21 protein-coding genes are annotated in these 23,565 nt (G+C 67.8%); 17 read left to right on the top strand and 4 right to left on the bottom strand.

Annotated features, from left to right (window positions below; all coding sequences use genetic code 11):
* Nucleotides 1–327: 327 nt before the first annotated feature.
* Nucleotides 328–1,254: an ATP-binding cassette domain-containing protein gene (locus ACTXG6_RS11715; protein ID WP_445187803.1), complete on the top strand. Its 927-nt coding sequence runs from the start codon at nt 328–330 to the stop codon at nt 1,252–1,254.
* Nucleotides 1,255–1,479: 225 nt separating this feature from the next.
* Here the strand turns inward: ACTXG6_RS11715 and ACTXG6_RS11720 are convergent, their stop codons facing one another.
* Nucleotides 1,480–1,737 (bottom strand): hypothetical protein, encoded by a 258-nt coding sequence (locus ACTXG6_RS11720; protein WP_445187804.1) that lies wholly within the window; start codon nt 1,735–1,737, stop codon nt 1,480–1,482.
* A gap of 550 nt (nt 1,738–2,287) precedes the next feature.
* Here ACTXG6_RS11720 and ACTXG6_RS11725 point away from each other — a divergent pair.
* Complete coding sequence (locus tag ACTXG6_RS11725) at nt 2,288–3,088, top strand: ABC transporter ATP-binding protein (RefSeq protein WP_445187805.1); 801 nt, start codon at nt 2,288–2,290, stop codon at nt 3,086–3,088.
* A 9-nt stretch (nt 3,089–3,097) separates the two neighbouring features.
* On the opposite strand, the gene ACTXG6_RS11730 is transcribed toward ACTXG6_RS11725, so the two are convergent.
* Entirely contained in the window at nt 3,098–4,162 is a 1,065-nt protein-coding gene (locus tag ACTXG6_RS11730) for an ATP-binding cassette domain-containing protein (RefSeq protein ID WP_445187806.1), read from the bottom strand.
* A gap of 561 nt (nt 4,163–4,723) precedes the next feature.
* Between ACTXG6_RS11730 and ACTXG6_RS11735 the strand changes: the two genes are divergently transcribed.
* The 14 genes from ACTXG6_RS11735 to ACTXG6_RS11800 all read left to right on the top strand — a co-directional run bounded on the left by ACTXG6_RS11735 (nt 4,724) and on the right by ACTXG6_RS11800 (nt 20,933).
* The gene (locus tag ACTXG6_RS11735) at nt 4,724–5,479 is read left to right on the top strand and encodes an MlaE family ABC transporter permease (RefSeq protein ID WP_445187807.1); all 756 of its coding nucleotides are present in this window, start codon (nt 4,724–4,726) and stop codon (nt 5,477–5,479) included.
* A gap of 12 nt (nt 5,480–5,491) precedes the next feature.
* Complete coding sequence (locus tag ACTXG6_RS11740) at nt 5,492–6,346, top strand: MlaE family ABC transporter permease (protein WP_445187808.1); 855 nt, start codon at nt 5,492–5,494, stop codon at nt 6,344–6,346.
* Between the two features lie 143 nt (nt 6,347–6,489).
* Complete coding sequence (locus ACTXG6_RS11745; protein WP_445187809.1) at nt 6,490–7,746, top strand: MlaD family protein; 1,257 nt, start codon at nt 6,490–6,492, stop codon at nt 7,744–7,746.
* Complete coding sequence (locus ACTXG6_RS11750) at nt 7,743–9,179, top strand: MlaD family protein (protein WP_445187810.1); 1,437 nt, start codon at nt 7,743–7,745, stop codon at nt 9,177–9,179. Before ACTXG6_RS11745 ends, ACTXG6_RS11750 begins: the two co-directional genes overlap by 4 nt.
* Before the next feature lie 3 nt (nt 9,180–9,182).
* A complete protein-coding gene (locus ACTXG6_RS11755; protein ID WP_445187811.1) occupies nt 9,183–10,496 on the top strand; it encodes an MlaD family protein in 1,314 nt (437 codons plus the stop codon).
* Nucleotides 10,496–11,962, top strand: a complete 1,467-nt coding sequence (locus ACTXG6_RS11760) for a hypothetical protein (protein ID WP_445187812.1) — start codon at nt 10,496–10,498, stop codon at nt 11,960–11,962. Before ACTXG6_RS11755 ends, ACTXG6_RS11760 begins: the two co-directional genes overlap by 1 nt.
* Nucleotides 11,959–13,368, top strand: coding sequence for an MlaD family protein (locus ACTXG6_RS11765; RefSeq protein ID WP_445187813.1), 1,410 nt, complete (start codon nt 11,959–11,961; stop codon nt 13,366–13,368). The genes ACTXG6_RS11760 and ACTXG6_RS11765 overlap by 4 nt, the downstream gene beginning before the upstream one ends.
* The gene (locus tag ACTXG6_RS11770; protein WP_445187814.1) at nt 13,368–14,654 is read left to right on the top strand and encodes an MlaD family protein; all 1,287 of its coding nucleotides are present in this window, start codon (nt 13,368–13,370) and stop codon (nt 14,652–14,654) included. Before ACTXG6_RS11765 ends, ACTXG6_RS11770 begins: the two co-directional genes overlap by 1 nt.
* A gap of 195 nt (nt 14,655–14,849) precedes the next feature.
* A complete protein-coding gene (locus ACTXG6_RS11775; RefSeq protein WP_445187815.1) occupies nt 14,850–15,947 on the top strand; it encodes a peptidylprolyl isomerase in 1,098 nt (365 codons plus the stop codon).
* A gap of 253 nt (nt 15,948–16,200) precedes the next feature.
* A complete protein-coding gene (locus tag ACTXG6_RS11780) occupies nt 16,201–18,621 on the top strand; it encodes an RND transporter (RefSeq protein ID WP_445187816.1) in 2,421 nt (806 codons plus the stop codon).
* 147 nt (nt 18,622–18,768) lie between these two features.
* A complete protein-coding gene (locus ACTXG6_RS11785) occupies nt 18,769–19,560 on the top strand; it encodes a hypothetical protein (protein ID WP_445187817.1) in 792 nt (263 codons plus the stop codon).
* A gap of 16 nt (nt 19,561–19,576) precedes the next feature.
* Nucleotides 19,577–20,155, top strand: a complete 579-nt coding sequence (locus tag ACTXG6_RS11790) for a cytochrome c oxidase subunit 3 (RefSeq protein WP_445187818.1) — start codon at nt 19,577–19,579, stop codon at nt 20,153–20,155.
* Between the two features lie 4 nt (nt 20,156–20,159).
* Nucleotides 20,160–20,426, top strand: coding sequence for a cytochrome C oxidase subunit IV family protein (locus ACTXG6_RS11795; protein WP_445187819.1), 267 nt, complete (start codon nt 20,160–20,162; stop codon nt 20,424–20,426).
* 111 nt (nt 20,427–20,537) lie between these two features.
* On the top strand, nt 20,538–20,933 hold the full coding sequence (locus ACTXG6_RS11800; protein ID WP_445189978.1) for an STAS domain-containing protein: 396 nt from the start codon (nt 20,538–20,540) through the stop codon (nt 20,931–20,933).
* Here ACTXG6_RS11800 and ACTXG6_RS11805 read toward each other — a convergent pair.
* Both ACTXG6_RS11805 and ACTXG6_RS11810 read right to left on the bottom strand, forming a co-directional pair.
* Nucleotides 20,914–21,804, bottom strand: a complete 891-nt coding sequence (locus tag ACTXG6_RS11805; protein WP_445187820.1) for a PaaX family transcriptional regulator — start codon at nt 21,802–21,804, stop codon at nt 20,914–20,916. The two genes, ACTXG6_RS11800 and ACTXG6_RS11805, sit on opposite strands and share 20 nt — an antisense overlap.
* A 112-nt stretch (nt 21,805–21,916) precedes the next feature.
* A complete protein-coding gene (locus ACTXG6_RS11810; RefSeq protein ID WP_445187821.1) occupies nt 21,917–22,594 on the bottom strand; it encodes a TetR/AcrR family transcriptional regulator in 678 nt (225 codons plus the stop codon).
* Between the two features lie 248 nt (nt 22,595–22,842).
* On the opposite strand from ACTXG6_RS11810, the gene ACTXG6_RS11815 reads away from it, so the two are divergent.
* Nucleotides 22,843–23,562: an SDR family NAD(P)-dependent oxidoreductase gene (locus tag ACTXG6_RS11815; protein ID WP_445187822.1), complete on the top strand. Its 720-nt coding sequence runs from the start codon at nt 22,843–22,845 to the stop codon at nt 23,560–23,562.
* Nucleotides 23,563–23,565: the final 3 nt, after the last annotated feature.

Here is a 23,565-nt window from a genome sequence, read left to right on the forward strand (position 1 = left end):
GTTCCGCCATGTCCGGGCTGACCGTGCTCGTGCGCCTTAAACGGCCAGTCGACCTCGTGCACGAGCGTGGAAACTGCCTCGACAAGGGATGCCGTGCGATCGGACAGATGGGACAGGGTGTCCCTCGAACACGAGAGACTGCCCCGGTGCGGGTCCGAGTCCGCGAGATGTAGATCAGCGCAAGGAGCTCTTGCGCGGTGGTCCTTAGTCGCTGAGGGCCTGGTCGAGTCGGAGCTCGAGGCGGCGCCGTTGCCGATGTAGCTCATTCGGGTCAGCGTCATTTCGATGTAACCCATCTGGGGCTACAAAAGCCATATGTCTGAAAACATGGCGAAGCCAGCATCGCAAGCCGCACTGCCACCGGCGCCAGAGATCGAGTTCCGAGATGTGCATACCCGCTGGGGTGTCTACGGAGGGAAGCCAGCGACCGACGGATTACGAGAGGAGGCGCTGGCTGGGTTTTCGTTGACCCTGCCCGCGGGTAAGAGCACGGTGCTGCTCGGTGATCGCAAGTCGGGAAAGACGCTGGTGGCGATGCATCTGCTCCTCGAGGTACCGCTGGAGAGAGGGCAGCTGCTTTCCAATGGGGAGTCGGTGTGGGACATGCCCGAGGAAAAGCGAATGATGCTGCACTCTCAGGTCGGCACCATGATCGGCGATACCCATATTAGGAGAAGCCACATCGACCCGAATGTGACCGTGCGGGAGAACCTCATCGCGCAGCTGGGTCGAAGCACGAAGGTCGATGACCCCGAGGACGTCATCGAGGAATGGCTGCGCGACTACGACCTCGCCGGGATCGCGGACAAGGTCCCGGACAAGACGAGTTCAGCGGCGCGGCGCCGGCTCGCCATGGCTCTGGCCCTGGCGTGGGACCCGGCTCTGGTGGTGCTCGACGATCTCGGCGCCGCCATCGACTACGCGCATTTCAAGCCCCTCAACGACGCGGCCGTGAAATGGCACCAGCGCACCGGTGCCACGGTGTTGATCACCGTGCGCAGCCTGGCGATGGCCAAGCTCGTCTCGCACCAGGTGGCGATCCTGCGCGACGGGAAGGTCCTCGAATGCGGACCATCGGAAGAAGTGCTACGCGGGGTGACTGACGATGAAAGCTTCGAACGGCGGTTCCACACCGGGCTGGGTGGGTTCTCCGAATACGATCCGGAGCGGCTAGCAAGCCGAGGAAGCGACCCCGCCAAGATCTCACGCATCGGGTTAATGGATCTAGGGCGCCCCCTGCGCCGTGCCTGGTAGTTAACTTCGGCGCTTCGTCTGCGGCCTGTGGCAGCTACCTGCCGAACAGGCCCGGTAACCTTGATCAGGGGCGAGGATTCGGACATGACTGGGCGGGTATCGACGGACACCCCCGATATAGCAGGTCATCCGGGCTCGTCACTCATCCAACCGGCCATCAGTACCATTTGGACTTTGTCGCTTCGGCGTGCGGCGGTTCTCACACAGTTTGTCAAGCGGCCGAGCTCATTGGTCCCGGAGCTGGTTGTTCGATGGCTGGTCGCGGCAGGTTGGCGTAGAGCTCTCTGGCACGAGAGCTTCGAGCTGGCGGTTCAACGTCTTGATCTCGTCCTCGAGGACCTTCCATCGGCGTGCCAGACCACGCAGGGAGAGCTTCACCCCGGCGGTGACTAGTCGTTCGGGAACACCTGCCAGGACGATGAGGTTGTCGGTCTCGGGACGCAACCGCGGACAGGGGTTCACCAGCGTGCGTTTGCTGAGCACGACCAGTTCATCGCGCAGGGGTGACGGGGCTCGATCCTCTCCAACCCCGATTGCGGTGAGCTGGCCGTGGCCACGCATCCAGGCCGACAGTCGCAGGTAGCCGTGGTCGTGGGCCGGGCACTCTTGGTGGCCGAGTAGGCGCCCGTGTTCATCGACGATGGCAGCGGCCAGATGTGCATCTGATCCTCACCGACGAGCAGCCGCGCCTTGCCCACGATCCGTGTGGCGTCGTTGTAGAGGGCCTCTTCCGTACCCACGCGGTCTGAATCCGATGGGCGACCACTGCCGCCGTCCCCTGATGGGTGATTCTCCGAATGGGCCGAGATTCCCGTCATCGTGGCTAGTCGATCAACAGATGAACCGTCACCAGCGGAAAGTCCTACATTGATCGAAACTTAGGGGGCGCGGGTGTCCTATATGTGCGCCGACTCCGCTCTGTCCAGCGCATCCCGGGCGTGGTCAACTCGTTTCGCCTCGTGACCCCTCAACGGTGATGTGGAGCACGCCGACGAGTCGGGGACATTGTCAGGACGAGCTGTCGGGAGTGCGGATGAGCGTGCAGGCCGAAAGTTACGGCGGCGGTATCGCCGCAAGGTCGACGCACAGCATGGAGGTCCGAGGCGTTCACAAGGCGTTCGGAAGCTTCAGGGTGCTCCAGGGGCTCGACCTGATGTTCCAGGATGATGCGATCACCACGATCCTGGGGCCTTCGGGTACCGGCAAGAGCGTGTTGATCAAGCATCTGGTGGGGTTGTTGGAGCCGGACGACGGCGAGGTGTTGATCTTCGGTCAGGATCTGTGGCAGATCTCGGAGAAGGAGCGCTACGAACTGCGAACGCGGATGGGGGTGCTGTTCCAGGACGGGGCGCTGTTCGGGTCGTTGAACGTCTATGACAACACGGCGTTCCCGTTGCGGAAGCACACCGACAAGTCCGAGGACGAGATCCGCGAGATCGTGATGAAGCGGCTCACCGAGGTGGGGTTGGAGAAGTCGTGGGCGAAGCTGCCCAACGAGGTCTCCGGCGGTATGCGCAAGCGCGCCGGGTTCGCCCGTGCGTTGGTGATGGACCCCTCGATCGTGTTCTTCGACGAGCCGGACTCGGGTCTGGACCCGGTGCGGACGAGCCTGTTGAACGATTTGATCCTGGACATGCACGCCGAGCACAAGGGCACGTATCTGTTGGTGACGCACGACATCCGGACCGCGCGCAAGGTCAGCGACTACGTCGGGCTGATCTGGAAGGGCAAGGTCGTGCACTACGGCGAGGCCGAGGAGGCGTTCGCCTCCGAGGACCCGTTCGTCCGCCAGTTCCTCTCCGGTGAGTCCGCCGGGCCACTCGGTATGGACTGAGGTCGGTCGCTACACGGGCCGCCAGGCCGAGTAGTGCAACGCCGCCCATCCTGTGACCAGCGCGATCACCGCGGCAAGTAGTGCCAGGGCGAGCACAAAACCCCAGTGTCGGGCCGCGTCGTCGGCATGTGGATCGGGCAGGTCGAGGCGTTGGGCCAGCCGGGTGAGTGGGCGCGCGTTCGAATACGGCCGCTGCCCGGGAATGGGTGCCGGCGTCGAGCTCTCGTTCAGCCGGTAGTCGTCCTCCATCTCATACCAGGCCTCGATACCCCGCAGCGTCTCGCCCGGCGCGCCCTCGGCGACGATCCGGCCGGCGGCCAGCACCATCACCCGGTCGCTGATCTCCTCGGCGAGCGCGAGGTCGTGTGTGGTGACCAGTACCGTGGCCCCGGCGCGCACCTGCGTCTCCCGGAGTGTGTCGATGATCGCGCGCCGGTGCGTGCTGTCCAGCGCGCCGTCGGGATCGTCCAGCACGTACAGCGGGACATCGACCGTGAGCGTCGCCGCGAGCGCGGCGCGGCGCCGTACCCGTGCGGCGAGCTCGTCGGGCCGTAGCTCGGCGACATCCACCAGGTCGAACCGCTCCAGCACGGCGTTGGCCCGCTCGATCAACTCGCCCGGAATCGAACGACCGCGACTGCCCTCCAGGCCGGGGGTCCAGAGCTTCAGGTAGGGGTTCGAGCCGTGCTCGCGGGCCGGGCCGACCGCCTCACCGTGCTTCTCCCAGAGCACCGCGAGCAGGTGCTCCCGGACGGTCAGGGAGGCGTAGGTGGAGCCGTTGAACAGCGTGGGTCCGCTCAGCAGCGCACTGATCCCGCGTCGGATCTCGCGCAGCTCCGCCTCCGAGCTGTCCCACACGTCACGACCGCCGATGGTCACCGTGCCCCGGTACGGCGCCAGCAGGCCGAGCACGTGTCTCAAGAGGGTCGTCTTGCCGGCTCCCGAGGCGCCGACCAGGGTGGTGACCGATCGTGCCGGCACGGTCAGATTCAGCCGCCGCAGCACCAGCTGGCCGTCGAAGGTGGTGACGAGGTCGTGGCACCTGACCTCGGGGGCCTCCGGATTGCCGATCATCAGTGGATCGGCTCCTCTCCTGAACGGTGGCGGTAAGCGGCCGGCCGCACCGGTGCACAGCCTCGGGTACGACTCAGCTCACGGTCCACGAATCGGTAGGACGGCGAACCCCCGCGCGGGGTTCCGTTACCGAGTGTGAGGACCAGTGGTCACCAACGTGTGATGTCTTACCCGGAACGGCCCGGATCGACAACCGAATGTGTCAATTCGGCGGTGATCCCCATCACGGGGACGACCTGAAAGGGTTCGGATGTCCGCGTACCGTCGGCTGTCTCATATCGTTTAACACCATGCGGAACCGGGCGCCTTCACCTGTCACAGGTTGTGAGAGCGGGCCGGGGGTCACTGCCGGACCGAGCTACGACTGTGTCGTATGGACGCCGGCGTGGTGTCGCCTCGGGCGAGGGTAGCGCCGGAGCGCATCGATACGTGGGGAGGCTCGATGGGCAAGGTACTCCGAATTGTGGGTCAGGTCCTCCGATGACCCGGGCTGTCCAGGAACCGCTCGGCTTGGAGTTCAGTCGGGTCGAAGTACTGCCGAAGTGGGTGCGCCGTCCGATCGTGGAGACCGGACGCCCGTTCCAACTCCTGGGGGCGTTGCTCTACACGGCCGTGCGTGAGCCGGTGGGCTACTGGCGCGACACGCTGGACGAGATGTACGGCATGCTGCGCTTCTGCTTCCTGCCGGTCCTCCTGGCAGTGGGCGGGTTCACCTTCCTGATCGGCAACCTCGCCTACGGCACGTTGACCCTGGCCGGGGCGCAGTCCCGCGTCGGCACGTACTTCGTCATGGCCGATGTGCGGGAGATCGCGCCGTTCTGCACGGGCATGGCGGTGGCCGGCGTCATGGGCACGGCCATGTGCGCCGATCTGGGCTCGCGCCGGATCCGGGAGGAACTGGACGCGATGGCCGTGCTGGGCGTGAGCATCAACCGCACGCTGGTTCTGCCTCGCGTGCTGGCGGTGACCGTCATGATGGTCACGTTCAACTTCATCGCGATCCTGCTCGGGATCTCGATGGCGGTCTCGGCGGGCGCGGTTGCCGGCAACACCGCGGCCGGGTCCATCTTCTCCGTCTTTTTCGCCATCATGACGCCCTTCGACCTGATGAACGCGGTTATCAAGACGGGGGTTGTCGGCCTGTTCATCGGCACGGTGTGCGCTCAGAAGGGCCTGAATGCCCAGGGCGGCGCCCAAGGTGTGGGGCGGGCGGTCAACGAGGCCGTCGTGCAGTGCTTCGTGGCGATCTGGGTGGTCAACTTCGTGATCAACACATCGATGCTCGGGCTGTTCCCGGAAATTCTGATCAACCGGTAGGGACGACTCACCATGACCAGCGCAACTGACGCCGACAACAGCGCGGCGCCGTCGAAGACCGTGCGACAGGCCAAGGCCGAGCACTCCTACGGGTACGAGGAGGGCATCCTCCACGACCTCGGCGAGGTCTTCCGGTTCACCCTCCGAGTGGCCAGGGCCATGCCCCGGGCGTGGACCTACCCCTCAGAAGTCTTCCGCCAGGCCGGCATCCTCATCCTCGGCAGCAGCTCGGTGATCATCCTGATGGAGATCATCCTGGCCGCGGAGATCGCTCTGGAGGGCCACTACCTGCTGCGCCAGCTGGGGGTCGGGTCCTACACGGGACTGTTCACCTCACTGGGTGGGTACAACGTCCACCCAGTGATGTTCGGCTGGATCCTCTCCTCGAAGGTCGGCTGTGGTCTGGTCGCCGAGATCGGGGCGATGCGAATCAGCGACGAGGTCGACGCCCTCGAGGTGATGGGTATCGACTCCATGGTCTACCTGGTCGCCACGCGGGTGTGGGCACTGATTCTCTACATCCCGTTCATCTTCATGGTGTTCACCGCCCTGGCCTATGTCGTCTACTACGTGCTGAACGTCCTGTACTTCCAGAGCTACTCCTACGGCGCATTCCTGGACGTGCACTTCGGCTTCATCACCTGGCCGGACGAGTTCGCCCAGATCTGGCACATGTACATCACCGGAATCATCATCGTGCTGGTCTCGTGCTACTACGGCTACACGGCCAAGGGCGGCCCCGTCGGGGTGGGTCGGAACACGGCCAAGTCGATGATCATCAACCTCGCGGTGATCAGCCTCGTGGGTGCGGTCATCAACCAGTTCTTCTTCAGCGGATACGGGCCCCGCGCGCCGATCGCCCGCTGAGCTCCAACGGCAGCACCGGTGCCGAGCGTCCTTCGTAGAACGGATTCAGCAATGTCAACTCAGCTTCGCGCTGCCCTCGGCCGGGCGCATATGCCCAGTTCGGGCGCTGTTGGAGGCCGTTCGAAGAGCGGAACGGAACGGGCATGATGACCACACTGAAGAATTTCCGGTCCACCATTCTCGGTGTCGTGCTGCTCGCTGTCGCCCTGGTCGTCGGCTACAACAGCTGGCCCCGCGAGAGCTATGCCGTGCAGGTCGTGCTCCCTTCCGCGGAAAACCTCGCTGTCGGCGGCAAGGTCTGGATCAACGGATTCGACTCCGGCTGGGTGCAGGACATCAAGGTCAAGGACGGCAAAGCGGTCGTGACCGCCGGCATCGCCCGGGAGAACGCGCCGCTGCACACCGGCACGACCTCGCGGGTCCAGTGGTACGCCGCCCTCGGGGAGCGGATTCTGTCGATCTACCCCGGGCCGGCGACGAACCCGGAGATCCCCAACGGCGCTCTGCTGGAGGCCAAGGCCGACCAGGTCGAGGTCGACCAGGTGCTCGCCGCGCTGGACACGCCGACCCGGCAGAAGCTGAACGGGCTGATCCAGAGCCTGCACACCACAACCAAGGGCAAGGAACAGAACATCCAGGCCACCCTGCAGAGTGCCGGACCGACCGTGCAGGCTGCCGGGGCGATCTTCGACGCGGTCGGCCGGGACGGCCCCGCCATCCATGCCCTGGTCACACAGCTGCGCCAGATGATCGAGGTCACCGCGCGGCAGCAGAACGACATCCGGGGCACGGTCGATGGCCTGGACCGCTTCTCCTCCAACGTGGCCACCGCCCAGAGCCAGCTCAGCGACACCCTCAAGGAGCTCCCGCCCACGCTGCGCGTCGCCAATGACACCCTCGGCGACATCCCGCCGGCCGCCGACGCCGCCAGCAAGATGCTCAAGGACCTGCGTGGCGCGACGAAGAATCTGCCAGCCATCGCCGACGACCTGGAGCCGGTGCTGCACGACCTGCGCCCCACCCTGCACAAGCTGCGGCCCGGTCTGGTAGCGCTGGGTGACTTCCTGCAGCGCAGCCCCGAGCTGCTGGACAACACCCACCAGGTGCTGCCCCAGGCGCAGACGTTCGTCGAGGAGTACCAGCCGGCCATCTCCTTCCTGCGGCCCTACACCCCGGAGCTACAGGGCTGGCTGCAGAACTGGGGCAAGAACTTCGGCTCCTACGACTCCCAAGGGCACCTCTGGGCGGCCAACCTCGGCGAGGCGAGCACCCAGGCCTTCGACGACGACCCGGTGGCCCCGCCGCCGATCAAGCAGGTCGGTGAGCCGAAACCCGGCGCCACCATCGACCAGCCGTGGGACGACGCCAACCAGGACGCGAGCGGAGGACCGGTGCGATGAGCGCGGTTCGTGTGAAGGCACCACCCAGCGACTGGCGACGGCGAGGCATCCGGGCGATTGTGACCCTGGTGGTCGTCGGCCTAGCCTCGCTGGCGACCGTCGCGGCCACGGATGGACACAGCGGCCAGGTGACGATCAGCGTCACCATGGCCGACGCCACCCCGCTGCGCAACGGCAACACCGTCCGCGCCGCCGGCGTGGCGGTGGGCTCCGTCCAGTCGGTGGCCCTGGATCGCCAGGACCACGCGCTGGTGACCATGACTGTCGACCGCGACGTCCTGCCGCTGCACTCGGATGCCACGGCGACCCTGGTCCCGCAGGACCTGCTGGGGGAGCGGTTCGTGCTGCTCGACCCGGGCACCGCCTCGGCGCCGACGCAGTCCGAGCCCTACCGCATCGACATGGACCACTCCAAGAACGTCGTCGACCTGCAGAACGTGGTCGACATGGTCGACAACCCGACCGGTACCTCGCTGGCCATGATGCTCACGACCCTGGGTGAGGGCATCGGCAAGAACCCGGAGCAGACCCGGGATGCGATCGCCGCGCTCAAGCCGGCCATGGAGCAGACCAACGAGCTGGCCCAGGTGCTCAACGAGCAGAACCAGCTGCTCAGCCACCTGGTGGCCACCGCCCAGCCGGTGGCGTCGGCGGTGGCGGTGAACCGAGGCGCCAGCCTCGACCACCTCGTCGGTTCGGCGACCAACCTGCTGCAAGCCACCGCGGACAACAGCCAGCAGATCAACGACTCGCTGCAGCGGTTGCCGGCGACGTTGGTCAGTGCCCAGAATGCGCTCGCTCACGTGGCCGGGGTGTCCCCACCCACCACCGAGACACTCCGCAACCTGCGACCGGTCACCGATGACCTGGTCGACCTCAGTCACCAGCTGAAGCGGTTCTCCAAGGCCGGCGACCCCGCACTGGCTTCACTGCGGCCGGTGCTGGTCAAGGGCAAGGACATGCTCGACGAGCTCCGCCCCGTGGCGGAGGACCTGCGCGACGGCACCGGTGACCTGGAGACCATCTCCCGCTCCTACCACCGGCTGGCCGACGGCGCGCTGAGCAACCGGCTGGTCGACCTGATGGAGTTCATGAAGGGCTGGACGCTGTCCACCAGCGACTACGACGCGCTGAGCCACTACTTCCGGGCCGTCACGCCGTACACCCCGAAGACACTCGCCCAGACCGGGCTGGGTCCGATCCCGGGAGCGCCGAAGAACCCGATGCCCACGCTGCCGCTGCCCGGTGAGGGCCGGCTGCCCATCCCGGGCGGCGACGCTCCGGGAGCTCCCAACGAGCACCCGGCGCTGCCCGGCCTCGGCACCCCGGCGATCCAGGGGCACGGCAAGGACAACGACGACAACAACGCGGCCACCGGACTGACGCCCGGCCAGGAGGATTCCATGATGAACCAGTTCCTGGGAGGGCACTGAGCCATGGCGGTGAAGCCGGAATCCCGGGTAATGGCCCGCTCCTTCCAGGTGGGCATCGGCGGTGTGCTGCTGATCGCGCTGCTGACGTACCTCACGTTCGCCGCGCAGTACGGCAACCCGTTCTCCTCGAAGAACTACATCAAGGCCGTTTTCCACGACATCCACGCGCTGCAGGTGAAGGACCCGGTGCGCCAGAACAGCAAGGGCATCGGCCGGGTCAGCGACATCAGCTACGAGAACGGCAACGCCGTGGTGACCATGCAGATCGAGCTCGGCGGCGACTACCACGCCTACAAGGACGCCACCGCCTACATCGGCGACACCTCGGCGGTTGGGGCCAAGTTCATCGGTATCTCTCCGGGCCACTCCGAGTCCGGACCGCTGCCCGACGACACCATCCCAATCACCCAGACGCACGACTCGCAAGATCTGTACCACGTGCTCAACATCTTCGACCCGACCACCCGAACCGCCACCCAGACGTTCCTGCAGAACTTCGGTGGCGGCATGGGCGGCCACTCGGACGGCTTCCGCGATTTCATGCACAACGCGCCGGCCGACCTCAATGGGCTGGGCACCGTCTCCGACGACCTGGCCTCGAAGCAGGCCGACCTGCCGGCGCTGCTGCGCTCGGCCGACTCGCTCGCGGCCAGCCTGCAAGGCCGGGAGCGTGACATCGCCAGCCTCATCCAGCAGACCGACACCACGTTCAGCTCCATCGCGGTGGATAACGCGGTGCCGCTGAGCACCGTGCTGCACAAGGCGCCGGCCACCCTCGACGATGTCAGGACCGCCACCGACGCGCTCTCCGATCCGCTGGCCGACACCCAGCAGGCCATGACCGACCTGCGGCACGGGGCCGACTCACTGGGCCGGTCGGACGACGACCTGAAGGGCTCGTTCCGCGACGGCACCCCGGTGCTGGACAAGGTGCCGGACGTGGCCGACCAGACCTCGCCGGCGTTCGACGACCTGAAGCCCACGTTCGGTGACCTGCAGCCGCTGGCGCCCAGGCTCACCGAGTTCTTCAACCGGTTCGCCACCCCGCTGCAGGTGCTCGCGCCCTACAGCAAGGAGATGGGCGAGCTGTTCGTCCGAGGCCGCAGCTTCGTCTCCGAGGGCACGGCCAACGGCGTGCACTACGCCCGGCTCAACGCCGACGTCCAGGGCCCCTACTCGGTCACCGGCGGCGTCGTCAAGGCCTGCCACTTCCAGGCCGACCCCTACCCGAAGCCCGGCCAGGCCGACCGCGACCACCTCGGGCTGCTGAACGAGGTTCCGTGCGGCGTGCAGGCTCGCGGGCTAGGAGGCAAGTGATGGTCCGTCTCACTCGGATCTCTCCCAAGGCGTTCGGCGTCCTGGTGCTGGTGCTGTTCCTGCTTCTCGGCTGGGCGGCGTTCCAGAAGGAGAAGCTCGCAACGTGGCTGACCTTCGGCCACGAGACCATCGCGGCCGAGTTCGCCGGCAGGGCCAAGCTCATCGGTGACGACCTCACCTACGACGACACGGTCAAGCTGAACGGGGTGGTGATCGGCAAGGTCACCACAATCGAGCAGACGCCGAGCGGCACGATGATCGCCAACATGCAGGTGGACCCCGGCACCCGCGCCAAGCTGGGGTCGAAGCCGACCGCTTACCTGCAGCCCACGCTGGTCACCGACGGCGTCCAGTTCCTCGGGTTGCGCACCGGCGGTGACCCGAACCAGAAGTTCACCGATGACCTGATCCCGCTGGACCGCACCCAGATGCCCGTGGCCCTGGACGACGTGCTCAAGTCGCTGTCCAGCCAGGAGGCGCAGCAGGGCGTGCGGGCGTTCATCGGACAGACCGACGCCACGCTGCGCCAAGGCGGCTCGGACGCGATCCGGAACCTGGCCACCGACGCGCCGGCCACCCTGCAACCGGCCGGGGTAGTGCTCAGCGCCTTCCGTGGCTCCAACCCGGACACCGACCTCAACCGGTTCGTGGTCGGGTTCGAGTCGTTCGCCTCCGCGCTCAACGAGAAGCTCGGCCAGTTCCCGTCCACCATCGACGGGCTGGACCGCACGTCGCGGGCCTTCGGCGACGGTGGTTCCGCGGTCGCTGAGGCGGTCCGGATCGGCCCGGACACGTTGCGCACCACCCGGGACGGGCTGAAAGACCTGCAGCCCACGCTGCACAAGCTCAAGGACACCTCGGAGGACTTCCGCCCCAGCGCCCGCAAGCTGGCCGACCTGCTGGACGACTTCCGACCGGTCATCCACCGGGCCCGGCCGGTGTTCGCCGACCTTCGGGACGTGACTGAGGACCTCGAGCCGCTGCTGCGACAGCTGCCCGAGACAGCGGACTCGGGCATCGACGTGCTCGACGACGTCAAGGGCCCGGTGTTCGACCGGGTCAACGGGCCCATCAAGGACCGCATCTACGCGCCGTTCAAGCCCAGCCAGAACGGCGAGTACAAGAACGGGGCCGTCGACATCCCCACCTACAAGGAACTGGCCTACCTGCTGTCCGGCTCCAACAACGTATGGAAGCACTACGACGCTAACGGTGCACTGGCCCGACTGGAGGCTGGGGCCGGCGGGAACACCTTGGGCGGCACCAAGTTCCCGATGTCGGTGGAGCAGTACCTGGAGTCGTTCGGCCTGCAGCAGCCGCCAGGGCCGAACCCGCCGGGCCCCGGCCCGCTCCCCGCGCTGGGCAAGCCGGGAGGTAAGCCCGATCCGGGTGGGGACGTGCCGACCCTGATGCACTCGGGCACCCGGGACAACGCAGGTATCCCGATGTTGGGGGGCAGCAAGTGAGCACCAAGAAGAAGTTCTCCGTGCGCCGCGCCTGGCAGCGCGTCCGCACCGTCCCCGGCTTGAAGCGGGACGTCGGCGCACTGGTCGTGCTGATCGCCCTGGCCGTCGTCGCCACCCTGGGTATCCAGAGCTTCCTGGGCGGCTCCGGGCTGTTCTCCCACAAGGTGGAGTACAAGGCGGAGTTCGCCGACGTCACCGGTCTCAACCCGGACGCCACGACGCACTTCGTCTCGGTCGCCGGTGTGCGGTTGGGTCGGGTGTCGAGCTGGGAGCCGACCAACCGGGGTACCGCCATCGTGACGATGGAGCTGACCCCGCCGTTCGGCACGATCTATGACAACGCCACGGCGGTGCTGCGGCCGAAGAACCCGCTCAACGACATGTCGATCACCATCAGCCCGGGCGGCCCACCGGGACGACCGCTGCCTGAGGGCGGCCTCATCCCGGTGCAGAACACCAAGCGTCCGATCCAGGTCAACGAGGCGCTCAGCCACCTGGACGAGAAGACCCAGGCGGCGGTCAACGAGCTGATGACCGCTTCGGACATCGCGCTGGCCAGCGCGCCGACCACGCTGCCCGGCGGCTTCCAGGCCACCGACGCCACGCTAGCCACGTTGCGCCCGGTGATGACCGCGCTGCAGACCCGCCGGGACAACATCGCCCAGTTGGTCACCGCCCTGGGTGACATCGCCTCGGCGTTCGGCGCCGACCACCAGCGGGCGGTCACCCTGGCCGACACCGCCGAGCGGACGCTTCGGGTACTGGCCGACAACGACCGCAACCTGGCCAGCAGCCTGCGTGAGCTGCCCGGGCTGAACTCCAAGCTGCGCGACGCGATGTCGGAGACCCAACATCTGACCAAGCAGCTCAACCCGACCCTGGACAACCTGCGTGAGGCCTCCGACGAGCTGCCCGACGCGCTGGACAAGTTCCACGACACGACGAAGCAGCTCGACAAGACCATCGACGTGGCCAAGCCGTTCCTGGCGGTGGCCAAGCCTGTGATCGCCGACCTGCGCCCGATCATCTTCGACGTGCACGACTCGCTGGACGAGCTGCACCCGGTGACCAAGAACCTGGACCGTGACACCAAGGTCGTCGGCACCTACCTGACCATGATCCAGGCGTTCATCATGAACACCGCCTCGGTATTCGGCGTGCACGACGCCCAGGGCGGGAACATCCGCGGCCATGTGGAGTTCAAGGCCCCGGACGGACCGCACTTCCTGCCCGGCGGAGACCCGGGCTTCACGCCGCGGCCGCCGGACGCCGGCACCGGGCCCGGCCCGATCTCCGGAGCCACCCCGCTGCCGCACTACGTGCCCGGCGCCGATGACTACGACCCGGGTTACAACGAGCGGCACGGCATGAACAACGACGCCAACCGCACCTACGGGAGCTACTGATGAGGATCTTCCAGACGTTCTTCGGGCGGATGGTCGTCCTGGGGGTGTTCCTGTTCGTCAGCCTGAGCATGTTCATGTACATGCTCCTGCAGACCGGTATCCAGGTGCCGCTGCTGAAGGAGACCCCGAAGACGCTGACGATGTACACGCCGAACATCGACAACCTGGTCGCGGCCAGCCAAGTGCAGATCGCTGGGGTGCGAGTCGGTGAGGTGCTGTCCAGTGACGCCACTCCCCAGGGCGGCCAGGTGATCTTCCGGGTCGACTCGGCGCAGTGGCCGCTGCACCAGGGGGTGAAGGTCCGCATCGGTCAGCGCTCACTGGTCGGCGAGAGCTACCTGGACATCAAGGACGGCACGGGAGCACCCATCGCCGAGGGCTCCACGTTGCCGTCCGACACCGTGGTTCCGGTGGTCAACCTGTACGACGTCTACAACAGCCTCGACGCCGGTACCCGCACCGAGGCCAGCCAGATGCTGCAGGGCCTGGGTGCGTCCACGATGCAGACCAAGGACCAGGTATCGCAGACCTTCGACGGCCTCACCGCGCTGGGCCGGGGCGGGCACAACGCGATCGACGCCATCGTGGCCCAGTCACAGGACCTGCGGGAACTGACCGGCGACACCGCCACTCTGCTCAATGCGTTGGACACCAACCAGGGTCAGATCGCCCGCATGGTCAGCGCGGCCAACCGGGTCACCCAGGCCACCGCCGGGCAGCACGAGGCGCTGGAGGACAGCCTTCGGCTGCTGCCCACCACCGAGGACCGGGCCCGGGACGCGTCGCACTCGCTGACCGAGTTGGCCGGCCACCTGCGACCGGTAGCCCGCGACCTGCGCGAAGCCGGGCCGAAGCTCAGCGACGCGCTCGACGAGCTCCCGGACACCACGAAGGATCTGCGCGGGCTCATGCCGTCGGCGTCGGACGTGCTGGACCGGGCGCCGAGGACCCTGGACAAGGTCGGCGACTTCTCCGACGACGTGGACCACATCATCGACCCGGCCCGCGACGTGCTGGCCGACGTCAACCCCGTGGTCGGCTACCTGCGGCCCTACGGACCCGACCTGGCCGCGTTCTTCGCCAACTTCAACGCGGCCCTGCGGCCGCACGACGAGGCCGGCCGGTTCAACATTCGGGCCATGCTGTTCATCAACGAGAAGACGCTGACCTCCCCGATCCCGTTGTCGGTGGGCATGTACGTGAACCCGTTCCCGAAGGCGGGCGCCGGGAACAACCCGGGCCCGTTCGTCGGGAACTACCCGCGGGTGGAACGCGAAGGGCGCTGAGCCGCGCATCAGCACACCTGACGGGCCGGCCCGGTAGTCACCGGGCCGGTCTGTCGTGTGATGCCGAGAGGGACTTGGTCACCTGTGCTGTCGGGGGTGCCTCGGGGGCGCGGTTGGCGGTGGCCTACTGTCTGGAACTCTCCCCGTGTTCGTGCTCACACCCGTCGGTTCGCCCGGGCGGGTCAGGAGGAGCCGATGAAGAAGTTCGCCTTTCCGTGGAACGTGGCCCTCGGCCTGGTCGCCACTCTGCTCACCCCGATCGTGCTCGGCGGCGCGGCCGTGCTCTTTGCCGTGAAGGTGACGGCGCTGCCCGCCGACGCGGCGTTCCGGGCCTACGGGACCGTCGTCACTCGGGCGGAGCTGGAGCATCGCCTTGGGGTGCTCAAGGCGCTCTACGGAATCGCCCCGCCCTCGGACCCGGCCAAGCTGGACGCCTACCACCGCCAGTCGGCGGAGGCGGTCGCGGTCAGCACGGTGCTCGATCACGCCGCCCGTGCGCAGGGCATCGTGATCGAGGAGAAGGACGCCCGGGACCAGCTGGGCCAGCTGATCGGGGGGCGCTTTCCGGACGGGATGACCGGGTTCGCCCGGCTGCTGGGCCAGGTGGGCGCCTCCGAGAAGGACGTGGTCGACGAGATCAGTCGCCAGAAAGCCGTTGCCCTGCTGTTCGACAAGGTGGAGGCCATGCCGCCGGGTCCGGTCGCCCCGGCGACCGAGGGGGACGCGCGCACCTACTACGACAAGCACCCGGCCGCCTTCGCCCAGCCGGTCATCCGCCACCTGCGCAACATCGTGGTGGCCACCCGCTCCGACGCGGACGACGTGGTCAACCAGCTGCGCGCCGGGGCCGACTTCGCCCAGACGGCTCAGCGCACGTCGTTGGACCAGAGCACCCGGGATGCCGGAGGCGACCTCGGGTTCGTGGCCCGCGACCAGCTGGAGGATCCGGTGGCGGGACCGGCCTTCAGCACGGCGGTGGGCGGGGTCTTCGGCCCGGTGCAGGCCACGCACGGCTGGAACGTGGGCCAGGCGCTCGAGGAGCGCCCGGCAGGCATGCCCAGTTTCGAACAGGTTGAGCCTGAGCTGGTCACCGAGCTGACGTCGGCGCGCAAGGCGGGGCGGTGGCGCGAGTGGGTCCGAGAGCAGATGAGGCAGGCCGACATCACCTACGCCGACGATCTCGCGCCTGTGACGTCCGGCAACGTTCCAGGGCCCGCCAGCGAACCCGCCAGCGGGGCGGCCGGTCCGCCCGCCGCGCAGGCTGAGCCGCCCGCCGGCCCGGAGCGACGCTGATGGTCTTCCTACTTGTCACCGTCCTGGCCATGGGGATGTTCCTGCTCGGCCAGTGGGGGGCGGGCCGGGTCGGCGAGCTCAGCTCCGACCAGCTCACCCCGGACCTGCGCCAAGCAGGAGCGGAGCATGCGGCGCGGCACCTGGGTGCTGCGGATCGTCGCCGTGCTGCTGGTTGTCGCCAGCCTGGTCGGGCTGGTCCACCAGCTGTCGTCCGGCTGAGGCTCGGCCCCGACCGAAGAGGAGTTCCCACCCGATGCCTTTCCCGCGACTGCCGCGCCCCCAACTGCCGCGCCCCCAACTGCCGCGACCGCGACCGTCGCGGCCCGGCCCCCGGTTGGTCGCCGCTGTCCTGGTGACCCTGCTGCTCGCCGCCTTCACCGCGCTCGGCCTCGCCCGGGTGCGCATGGACACCACCGTCGCCTCGTTCCTGCCCGCCGACGATCCCGCCGTGCGCTCGGTGCGCGAGACCGCCCGCTGGTTCGGCGGTGACCCGATCGTGGTGCTGGCGGAGTCCGCGAACGCCCGGGAACTGCTGGGCGGCGACCAGTTGCCCCGGTTGCTCAAGCTGGAGGCGGGGCTGGCCCGGCTGCCCGATGTAGCCGTGGTCTACGGGCCGGCCACGGTGCTCAACCAGATCGCCGGTACCGCCCAGAACCTGCTGGCCACGATCAGCGGCACCCGCGATGCCATCCGGGCCAAGACCGAGTCCGACGCACGGGCCGCCGGGGCGAGCCCACAGGCCGTGGCCGATGCGGTGACTCGCTCCACCGCCGACTTCGATGCCCGCTACGCGGCGCTGCTGGTGCGGGGCCTGCCCGCCGGCCTGCCCACGCTGCGCAATCCCGCATTCATCAACCAGATCGTCTTCTCCGACGGAGACTCCCCACGTCCGGAGTGGGCCTATGTCATCCCCGCGCCGAATGCCGTGGCGGTCCTGGTCCGGCCCCGGGAGGGCCTTGATCAGGGCGGCACCGAACGGCTGGTCACCGCCACCCGAGCGGCGGCCCAGCAGGCGGGCCTTGCCACCACCCGGCTGACTGTGAGCGGCAGCCCGACCGTGGCCGCCGAGGTGGGGGCGACTGTGGCCCGGGAGATCCCGCTGCTCGGCGCGGTCGCCGTGCTGCTCATCGCCGGCAGCTACCTGCTGGTGCCGTGGACGCGCCGGCGCGCGCACCGGCTGCTGCCGCTGGCCGCCACGCTCACCGCGACCGCGCTGACCCTCGCGGTGTTCGGCTGGCTGAACCGGCCGTTGTCGCTGGGAGTGGTGGCCTTTCTGCCCATCGTGACCGGCATCGGGTCCGACTTCCCCGCCTACCTGATGCACCGAGGCACACCCCGGGGCCGGATCGCGTTGGTGGCGCCGGCCAGCGCGGTGGGGTTCGCCGCGTTGGCGCTGTCGCCGCTGCCGTTCGTGCGCGATCTGGGTCTCGCCCTCGCACTCGGGGTGCTGCTGGCGGTGGCGGTTGCGTTGGGCCTGCGCGCTCTGGTGCGCCCCGAGGTGGACCCGGGCGACGCCGAGGTCGCCCCGGAGACGGGAGCGACCGGGGGAGCGGACCGGTGGCTAAGGCTGGGGCCGGGCCGTCCGGGGCGCCTGCCCATCGTGGTGGCCGCCGTGTTGACGGCGGTACTGGGTTGGGTCGTCCTACCCCGGATCGACATCGAAGCGCGGCCGGACATGCTGGCCGCCGGGCTCAGCTCGGTGACCGACGCCCGACATGTCGAGGACGTGCTCGGGTCCTCCGGCGAGGTCGAGGTGCTGCTGTCCGGGCCGTCGGTGCGCACACCTGAGGCGCTGGCCTGGATGCGCACCGCCGAGGACACCGCGGTCCTGCGGCACGGCAGCCAGGTGCGGCCCGTCGTGAGCCTGCCCGATCTGCTGCGCTTCCTCGGCCCGACGCCCACCCAGCCGCAGTTTGACGCCGCGCTGGGCCTGCTGCCGCACTACCTGGTGGCCGCGGTACTGAACGACGAAGGCACCCGTTCGGTGATCAGTCTTGGGCTCTCGCTACAGGATCTCGCAGCGCAGCGGGTGCTGCTGGACGACCTGCGAGCCGCGTTGCCTCCACCCCCTCCCGGGATGACGGTGCAGCTGGTGGGCCTGCCGGTGGCCGCGGCGCGCGGTTTCGAGCTGGTCTCGCAAGGCCGGTACCTGACCAACCTCGTCGGCATCCTGGCAGCCGGGTTGGTGCTGTTGGCCGGGCTGTGGCGGCGGCCTGACGGGGTGCGCACCGCCGGGCGGGCCGTGTTGGCGGCGGCGCTGGCCACGGGGTGGGGGCTGGCCGGGGCATGGCTGCTCGGGGTCTCGCTCAGTCCGCTGAGCGTGGCGTTGGGTTCGCTGACGACTGCCACCGCATGCGAGTTCACCGCCGTGCTGAGCGTGGCCGCACCGCGTACCGACACCCCCGACCGTCGTCGGCTGCGCCTCACCGTGGGTGTGGCGGCGCTGGCGGCGTGCCTGGGCTACCTGGTCCTGACCGCCTCGCGGTTGTCGGTCATCCGCGACTTCGGGTTGCTGCTCGCCGCCACGGTGGCGTTGTCCCTGCTGGCCTCACACCTGGTCGTGCGGGCATTCCCGCCGCGCCGGGGCGGCGGCAGCCAGGGGGCCGCGCCCGACCAGCCGGGCGGCACGGAGCCGACCGAGCGAGCCCCGATCGTCGACGCCGCCCGCATCTGACACATCGGCTCCCGCATCTGACACATCGAAGGTACCGGTACGTGTCATTGACAACATACAACGCCGGCAATACCGTCACCTCAGGTGTAGAGCATTGGAGCTCACGCTCGCGAGGCCCGGACTTCGATGAAGAAGGAGCGACGTCTGATGGCAACTGATGCGGACACTGGAGCGCAACGGACGACTACCGGCGCCTGGAACGCGGGTCCGGTGGGCGCTCGCGCGACCGACTACCGGTCCTGGAAGTTCCTGGCCTGGATGGGACCGGTCTTCCTGGCCGCCTTCACCTGCCTCTGGGGCATTCTCGCCGGCAACATCCCGCCGTTCTCGCCCAATGCCGATCCCCAGGCCGTCTGGCAGCACTATCACGACCAGCGCCTGCCCATTCTGATCGGCATGTCGGTCTGCCTGACGCTGACCGCCTGCTACATGGCGTGGAGCGTGGCGGTCTCCCGGGTGATGGAACGGATCGAGGGTCCGGCCGGCGTATGGTCCAAGATTGAAATCATGGGCGGCACCATCACCTGCGCCCCGATCATGACGGCCTGTGCGATGTGGCTGGCCGCCGCCCACGAGATCGACTACATCACGCCGGGCGTAGCCCACCTGCTGTACTGGATGGGCTGGTTGCTGATCGACCTGGCGTACATGGTGACGTCGTTCCAGATCGCCGGCGCGGCCATCGTCTTCATGAAGGACCGGCGGCCCAAGAAGCTGGTGCCCGACGTCGTCAGCTGGTGGGGCTGGGTCACGGTGGCCTCGTTCTTCGTGGTGAATGCGATCCCGTTCGTGACCACCGGCCCGCTGGCGTTCAACGGCGCGATCAGCTTCTGGTTCGCCTTCTTCACCTGGTTCTTCTGGATCCCGAGCATGTCCTACTTCGTCATCAAGGCCGTCGACCGGATCAAGGTCGAGGACGCGGCCGGCCTCGCTGGTTGATGCCGCCGTGGGAGTGATGACATCCTCCCCGACCACGACACCCAGACGCCTTCCCGGAGTGGACGGCGTCTGGGTCGTGATCGGGGCCGACGCGGTGATGTTCTGCGTGCTGTTCGGCTCGTTCATGCACGACCGGCGCACGGATCCCGCCCTGTTCGAGACCGCGCGACACGCGCTGAACTACAACTTCGGCGGGATCGACACGCTGATCCTGCTGACCAGCTCGTGGTTCGTGGCGCTGGCCGTGGCGGCCGCCAAGCGCGAGGACATGCCTGGGGTGACCCGGTTCCTGCTCGGCGGGTTCCTCACCGGCCTGCTGTTCATGGTGTCCAAGGCCGTCGAGTACACGCAGAAGTTCGTCTCCGGGATCACTCCGGCGACCAACCAGTTCTTCATGTGGTACTTCACCCTGACCGGCATCCACTTGTTGCACGTGGTCGCAGGCACCTTCTTGCTCATCGCGCTGTGGGTGAAGTCCCGCCGCGTTACGGCGGCCGGGGGGATGCGCCGGTTCCTGGAGAGCGTGGCGTCCTTCTGGCACCTGGTCGACCTGCTGTGGATCTTCCTGTTCCCCTTGCTCTACCTGACGAGGTGAGCTGATGGTTGCCCTGCTGCGCCGGCCGGTGAGCGTCGTGTGGATCGTGCTCATGGTGCTCACCTGCATCTCCACCTGGTGCCTTTCCAAGGACGCGTTCAGCCCGCTGGTGGCCACCGTGGGTATCTTCCTGATCGCCGCGTTCAAGGTGTGCCTGGTCGTGCTGCACTTCATGGAGCTGCGCCACGCGCCGATCCCGGTCCGGCTGGCCTTCGAAGCCTGGATCGTGGTGGCCACCGGTGTGATCCTGGGCTTCTACGTCGCCACCTGAGTTCACTGGGTGTGACCCCTACCTCACTCGAACGTGCTCTGCCGCTTGTGATTAGGTTCATCACATTGCGGGGGAGTGCGTCTCGCCGAGGGGGTCCATATGACCGTGAGCATGGCTGCGTGGCCGGTGTCCGAGACCTGGAACGCCTGGCTGCGTTACGAGGACGGCGGCGCGGACGTCGTTGTGGTGCGGGTCGTCGGTGGAGTGTCCGACACCCGCGCCGATGAGCTCTGGTCGGCCATCGAGTCAGCCCTGGAGCACGCCGATGGCCGGGTGGTGGTCGTCGACCTCTCGGCTGTCACCGCCTTCGACGTGGAGACCGTCGAAACGCTGATCCGGATCGGCCGCGCGGGGCGGCGGCGCCACGCTGATGTGCGCGTGGTGGCCCGTCCGGCGAGCGCCATCGACTGGTACCTGCGCACCCGAGGGATGCCGAGCTTGCTGCCGATGGCCGGATCGGTGTGCGCGGTGCTGGCTGCGTCGATGCTCAGCGTGCCGGGTCGTTGAGCTCGCGCCACCGGGCAAAGGCGCGACCTGACCACTCCCGGCGTCGGTCGGCGAACAGGTCAATGCCGCGCCGGCCGACCCAGTTGGGCAGTAGGTCCTCCGGAAGCTGGGGGTCCACCAGCGGGAACTGGTGCCATTCGTGGACCAGCGACACGTACGCGAACAGCAGCTCGTCACCGTCGGCCGGCTCCAGATCACCGAAGGTCTCGAGGAGCGTCTCGTAGCGAGCGGCCACGCCGTCGAGGTCCCAAGCGCGTCGGACGATCTCCGGATCGCTCAAGCCGGCGGGGAAGGTGCCCCCGACGAAGCCGATGGTCGAATCCTGCAGGCCCAGCTCGGAGATGACCGCGGTGATCTCCTCGGCGCGGTCGACGTGCGGGCTGGCCCACAGGCCGGGCATCGGATTGCCGAAGCCGGCCCAGCTCAACGCACTGTAGAGACGCTTCCGGACAGCCTTCTGCTGTTGGGGGATCGTGATGAACAGGATCAGGCAGTTGCCGTCCCAGGCCGGCCCGAGATGACTCAGTGACTCGGCGCGGTGAATGATCTCGTCGGTCAGCTCGCGCCCGGCGGCCGTGAGAGTCCAGCGGACCTCGCGCCCGCGCTTCTCCCCTTCCATCCACCCGGCGCCCGCGCCACGCGCGATGGCCTGCCTGGCGGTCTGCTCCTCCAGTCCGAGGCCGGTGAGTACATGCAGGATCGTCGACGTCCAGGCGGGCACACCGGACGGCCCCACCAGCTCACCGAGCACGGTCAGCAACTGGGAGCGTGCACTGCCGGAGGGCATCGCCCGCATCTGGCCCAGGCTGGGCGAACCGCCGTTCAGCGATGCCGTCAGATGGTCCGGGGGACCAGCCAGGGCGGACGCCATGGTGAACTCCCGTAGGTGGTGGGCTCGTACTACAGGATATCGGCCCCGCAGCCTCACTAACGTATCAAGTGCCACCTTGCCGCCCCGCACGGTGGTCCAGTGATGATCGCGCTCAGTCCGTCGGGCGCGGGTGGTTGGCACCGTTCTCGGCGCCAGGCGAGGATCGGCGCGGTTCGGCGTACAAGGTGTTCCACACGATGGCCGCGTAGGCGTCGATGAGCCGCGCCGTCCCTACCGCCGGTTTGGCGCGGCCGAGCTGCTGAAGTCCCCGTTCGGCCATCCACTGAAGCCAGTACGCGGTCTCGGCCGGCGGCAGTGACGGGTCAACGAATCCCGTGGCCTGGCCGTGCTCGATGTGTGCTTGCAGCCCTTCGATGTAAAGGCGCATCGCCGACTCGACGACATGACGGACCTCGCGGTCGTACCCGACGGCCTCGTGGGTCGCAGCGATGAGCTGTGGGTGCGACTGAAAGGAGCGCACGATCCCTTCCAGCGCCGCGCGCACGTCCGACCGGGTCGCCGAGCCGTCAAGCCGCCACCACTCACGCGCGGCTCGCAGGATCACGTCCGTGGAGTCGGCGTACCAGGCACGAAGCAGGTTGGCCTTGTCGATGAAATAGGCATAGAAGGTCGAGCGCGAGATCCCGGCCTCGGTGGCCAACTCGGCGACGCCCAGGTCGGCGAACGACCTCCCGGCGCGCAGATGCTCCTCGACGATGGCCAGTAGGTGCGACCGCAGTTCGTCCCGCCGCGCCCGGCCGCTCTTCGGCTTCGCTTCCGCTGGAGACATTGAAGAACCTACCGGGATCGGCGGGACAGGGCGTATGGCGTGTTCAAACAGTGCTCGGGTGGATGGGGACTGATCCTACACTCATGTCTACGCACACGTCTAAACATATGTCTGGACACGTGTCCAGACGTATGTTTAAATGACCACGGTCGAAACCGATCGCTGAGGGTTGGCCTCGCGTCCGGGTACCAAACCCGCAGGGGGAGACCGTGAGTGTGCAGATTGACCTGAGTTCCGATGTTGCGGTAGTGACCGGCGGCGGCAGCGGCGTCGGAGCGGGAATCGCCATCCTGCTGGCGGAGGCAGGTGCTCGGGTTGCCGTGCTGGGCACGCCCACCGGGGCGGCACAGGCGGTGGCCGAGCAGATCAACTCCACCGGCGGCGTCGCCATGGCGGTCCCGGCCGACATCGTCGAGCAGGTCAACGTCGAGCGGGCGCTCGCCGAGGTCCGCGCGCAGCTGGGCCCAGTGTCAGTACTGGTCAATAACGCCGCTGTCCGGACGTCCAAAGACTTTGCCGAGACGACAGCCGTGGAGACAGACCGGCTGGTGGGCGTGGCGTTTCTCGGCATCCTCAACGTCCTGCGGGTCGCCCTGCCGGATCTGCTGGCAACTCAGGGCCGAATCGTCAACGTCGTGCCGGATTCGGCGCGCAGCGGAGCGCATTCCATGAGCGTCTACGCCGGAGCCGGCGCCGCCGTCGTGGCGGTGACCAAGAGCCTGGCCAGGGAGGTTGGGCGCAGAGGCGTGCGAGCGAACGTGGTGGCGTTCGGCACCACAGTGACCCCGGGCGACTCGTCGTCCATCGAGCAGCTGGCGGAGGCGGTCGAATCGGCCCGGGCCTACCCGCTGGGCAGACTCGGTACTCCGGCCGACATCGCCGGCGCGGTGCTTTGTCTGACATCCCCGTTGTCGGCGTGGATCACCGGACAGGTGCTCTCCGTCAACGGCGGCTACACAATGATCTGAGGC

The organism is Pseudonocardia sp. Cha107L01 (assembly GCF_052566575.1).

Coding starts and splice junctions, on each gene's coding strand:
- ACTXG6_RS11810 (WP_445187821.1), bottom strand. CDS start 22,594: ATGTCTCCAGCGGAAGCGAAGCCGAAGAGCGGCCGGGCGCGGCGGGAC.
- ACTXG6_RS11795 (WP_445187819.1), top strand. CDS start 20,160: ATGGTTGCCCTGCTGCGCCGGCCGGTGAGCGTCGTGTGGATCGTGCTC.
- ACTXG6_RS11785 (WP_445187817.1), top strand. CDS start 18,769: ATGGCAACTGATGCGGACACTGGAGCGCAACGGACGACTACCGGCGCC.
- ACTXG6_RS11755 (WP_445187811.1), top strand. CDS start 9,183: ATGGCGGTGAAGCCGGAATCCCGGGTAATGGCCCGCTCCTTCCAGGTG.
- ACTXG6_RS11760 (WP_445187812.1), top strand. CDS start 10,496: ATGGTCCGTCTCACTCGGATCTCTCCCAAGGCGTTCGGCGTCCTGGTG.
- ACTXG6_RS11750 (WP_445187810.1), top strand. CDS start 7,743: ATGAGCGCGGTTCGTGTGAAGGCACCACCCAGCGACTGGCGACGGCGA.
- ACTXG6_RS11725 (WP_445187805.1), top strand. CDS start 2,288: ATGAGCGTGCAGGCCGAAAGTTACGGCGGCGGTATCGCCGCAAGGTCG.
- ACTXG6_RS11745 (WP_445187809.1), top strand. CDS start 6,490: ATGATGACCACACTGAAGAATTTCCGGTCCACCATTCTCGGTGTCGTG.
- ACTXG6_RS11780 (WP_445187816.1), top strand. CDS start 16,201: ATGCCTTTCCCGCGACTGCCGCGCCCCCAACTGCCGCGCCCCCAACTG.
- ACTXG6_RS11730 (WP_445187806.1), bottom strand. CDS start 4,162: ATGATCGGCAATCCGGAGGCCCCCGAGGTCAGGTGCCACGACCTCGTC.
- ACTXG6_RS11800 (WP_445189978.1), top strand. CDS start 20,538: ATGGCTGCGTGGCCGGTGTCCGAGACCTGGAACGCCTGGCTGCGTTAC.
- ACTXG6_RS11770 (WP_445187814.1), top strand. CDS start 13,368: ATGAGGATCTTCCAGACGTTCTTCGGGCGGATGGTCGTCCTGGGGGTG.
- ACTXG6_RS11805 (WP_445187820.1), bottom strand. CDS start 21,804: ATGGCGTCCGCCCTGGCTGGTCCCCCGGACCATCTGACGGCATCGCTG.
- ACTXG6_RS11740 (WP_445187808.1), top strand. CDS start 5,492: ATGACCAGCGCAACTGACGCCGACAACAGCGCGGCGCCGTCGAAGACC.
- ACTXG6_RS11790 (WP_445187818.1), top strand. CDS start 19,577: ATGACATCCTCCCCGACCACGACACCCAGACGCCTTCCCGGAGTGGAC.
- ACTXG6_RS11775 (WP_445187815.1), top strand. CDS start 14,850: ATGAAGAAGTTCGCCTTTCCGTGGAACGTGGCCCTCGGCCTGGTCGCC.
- ACTXG6_RS11715 (WP_445187803.1), top strand. CDS start 328: ATGGCGAAGCCAGCATCGCAAGCCGCACTGCCACCGGCGCCAGAGATC.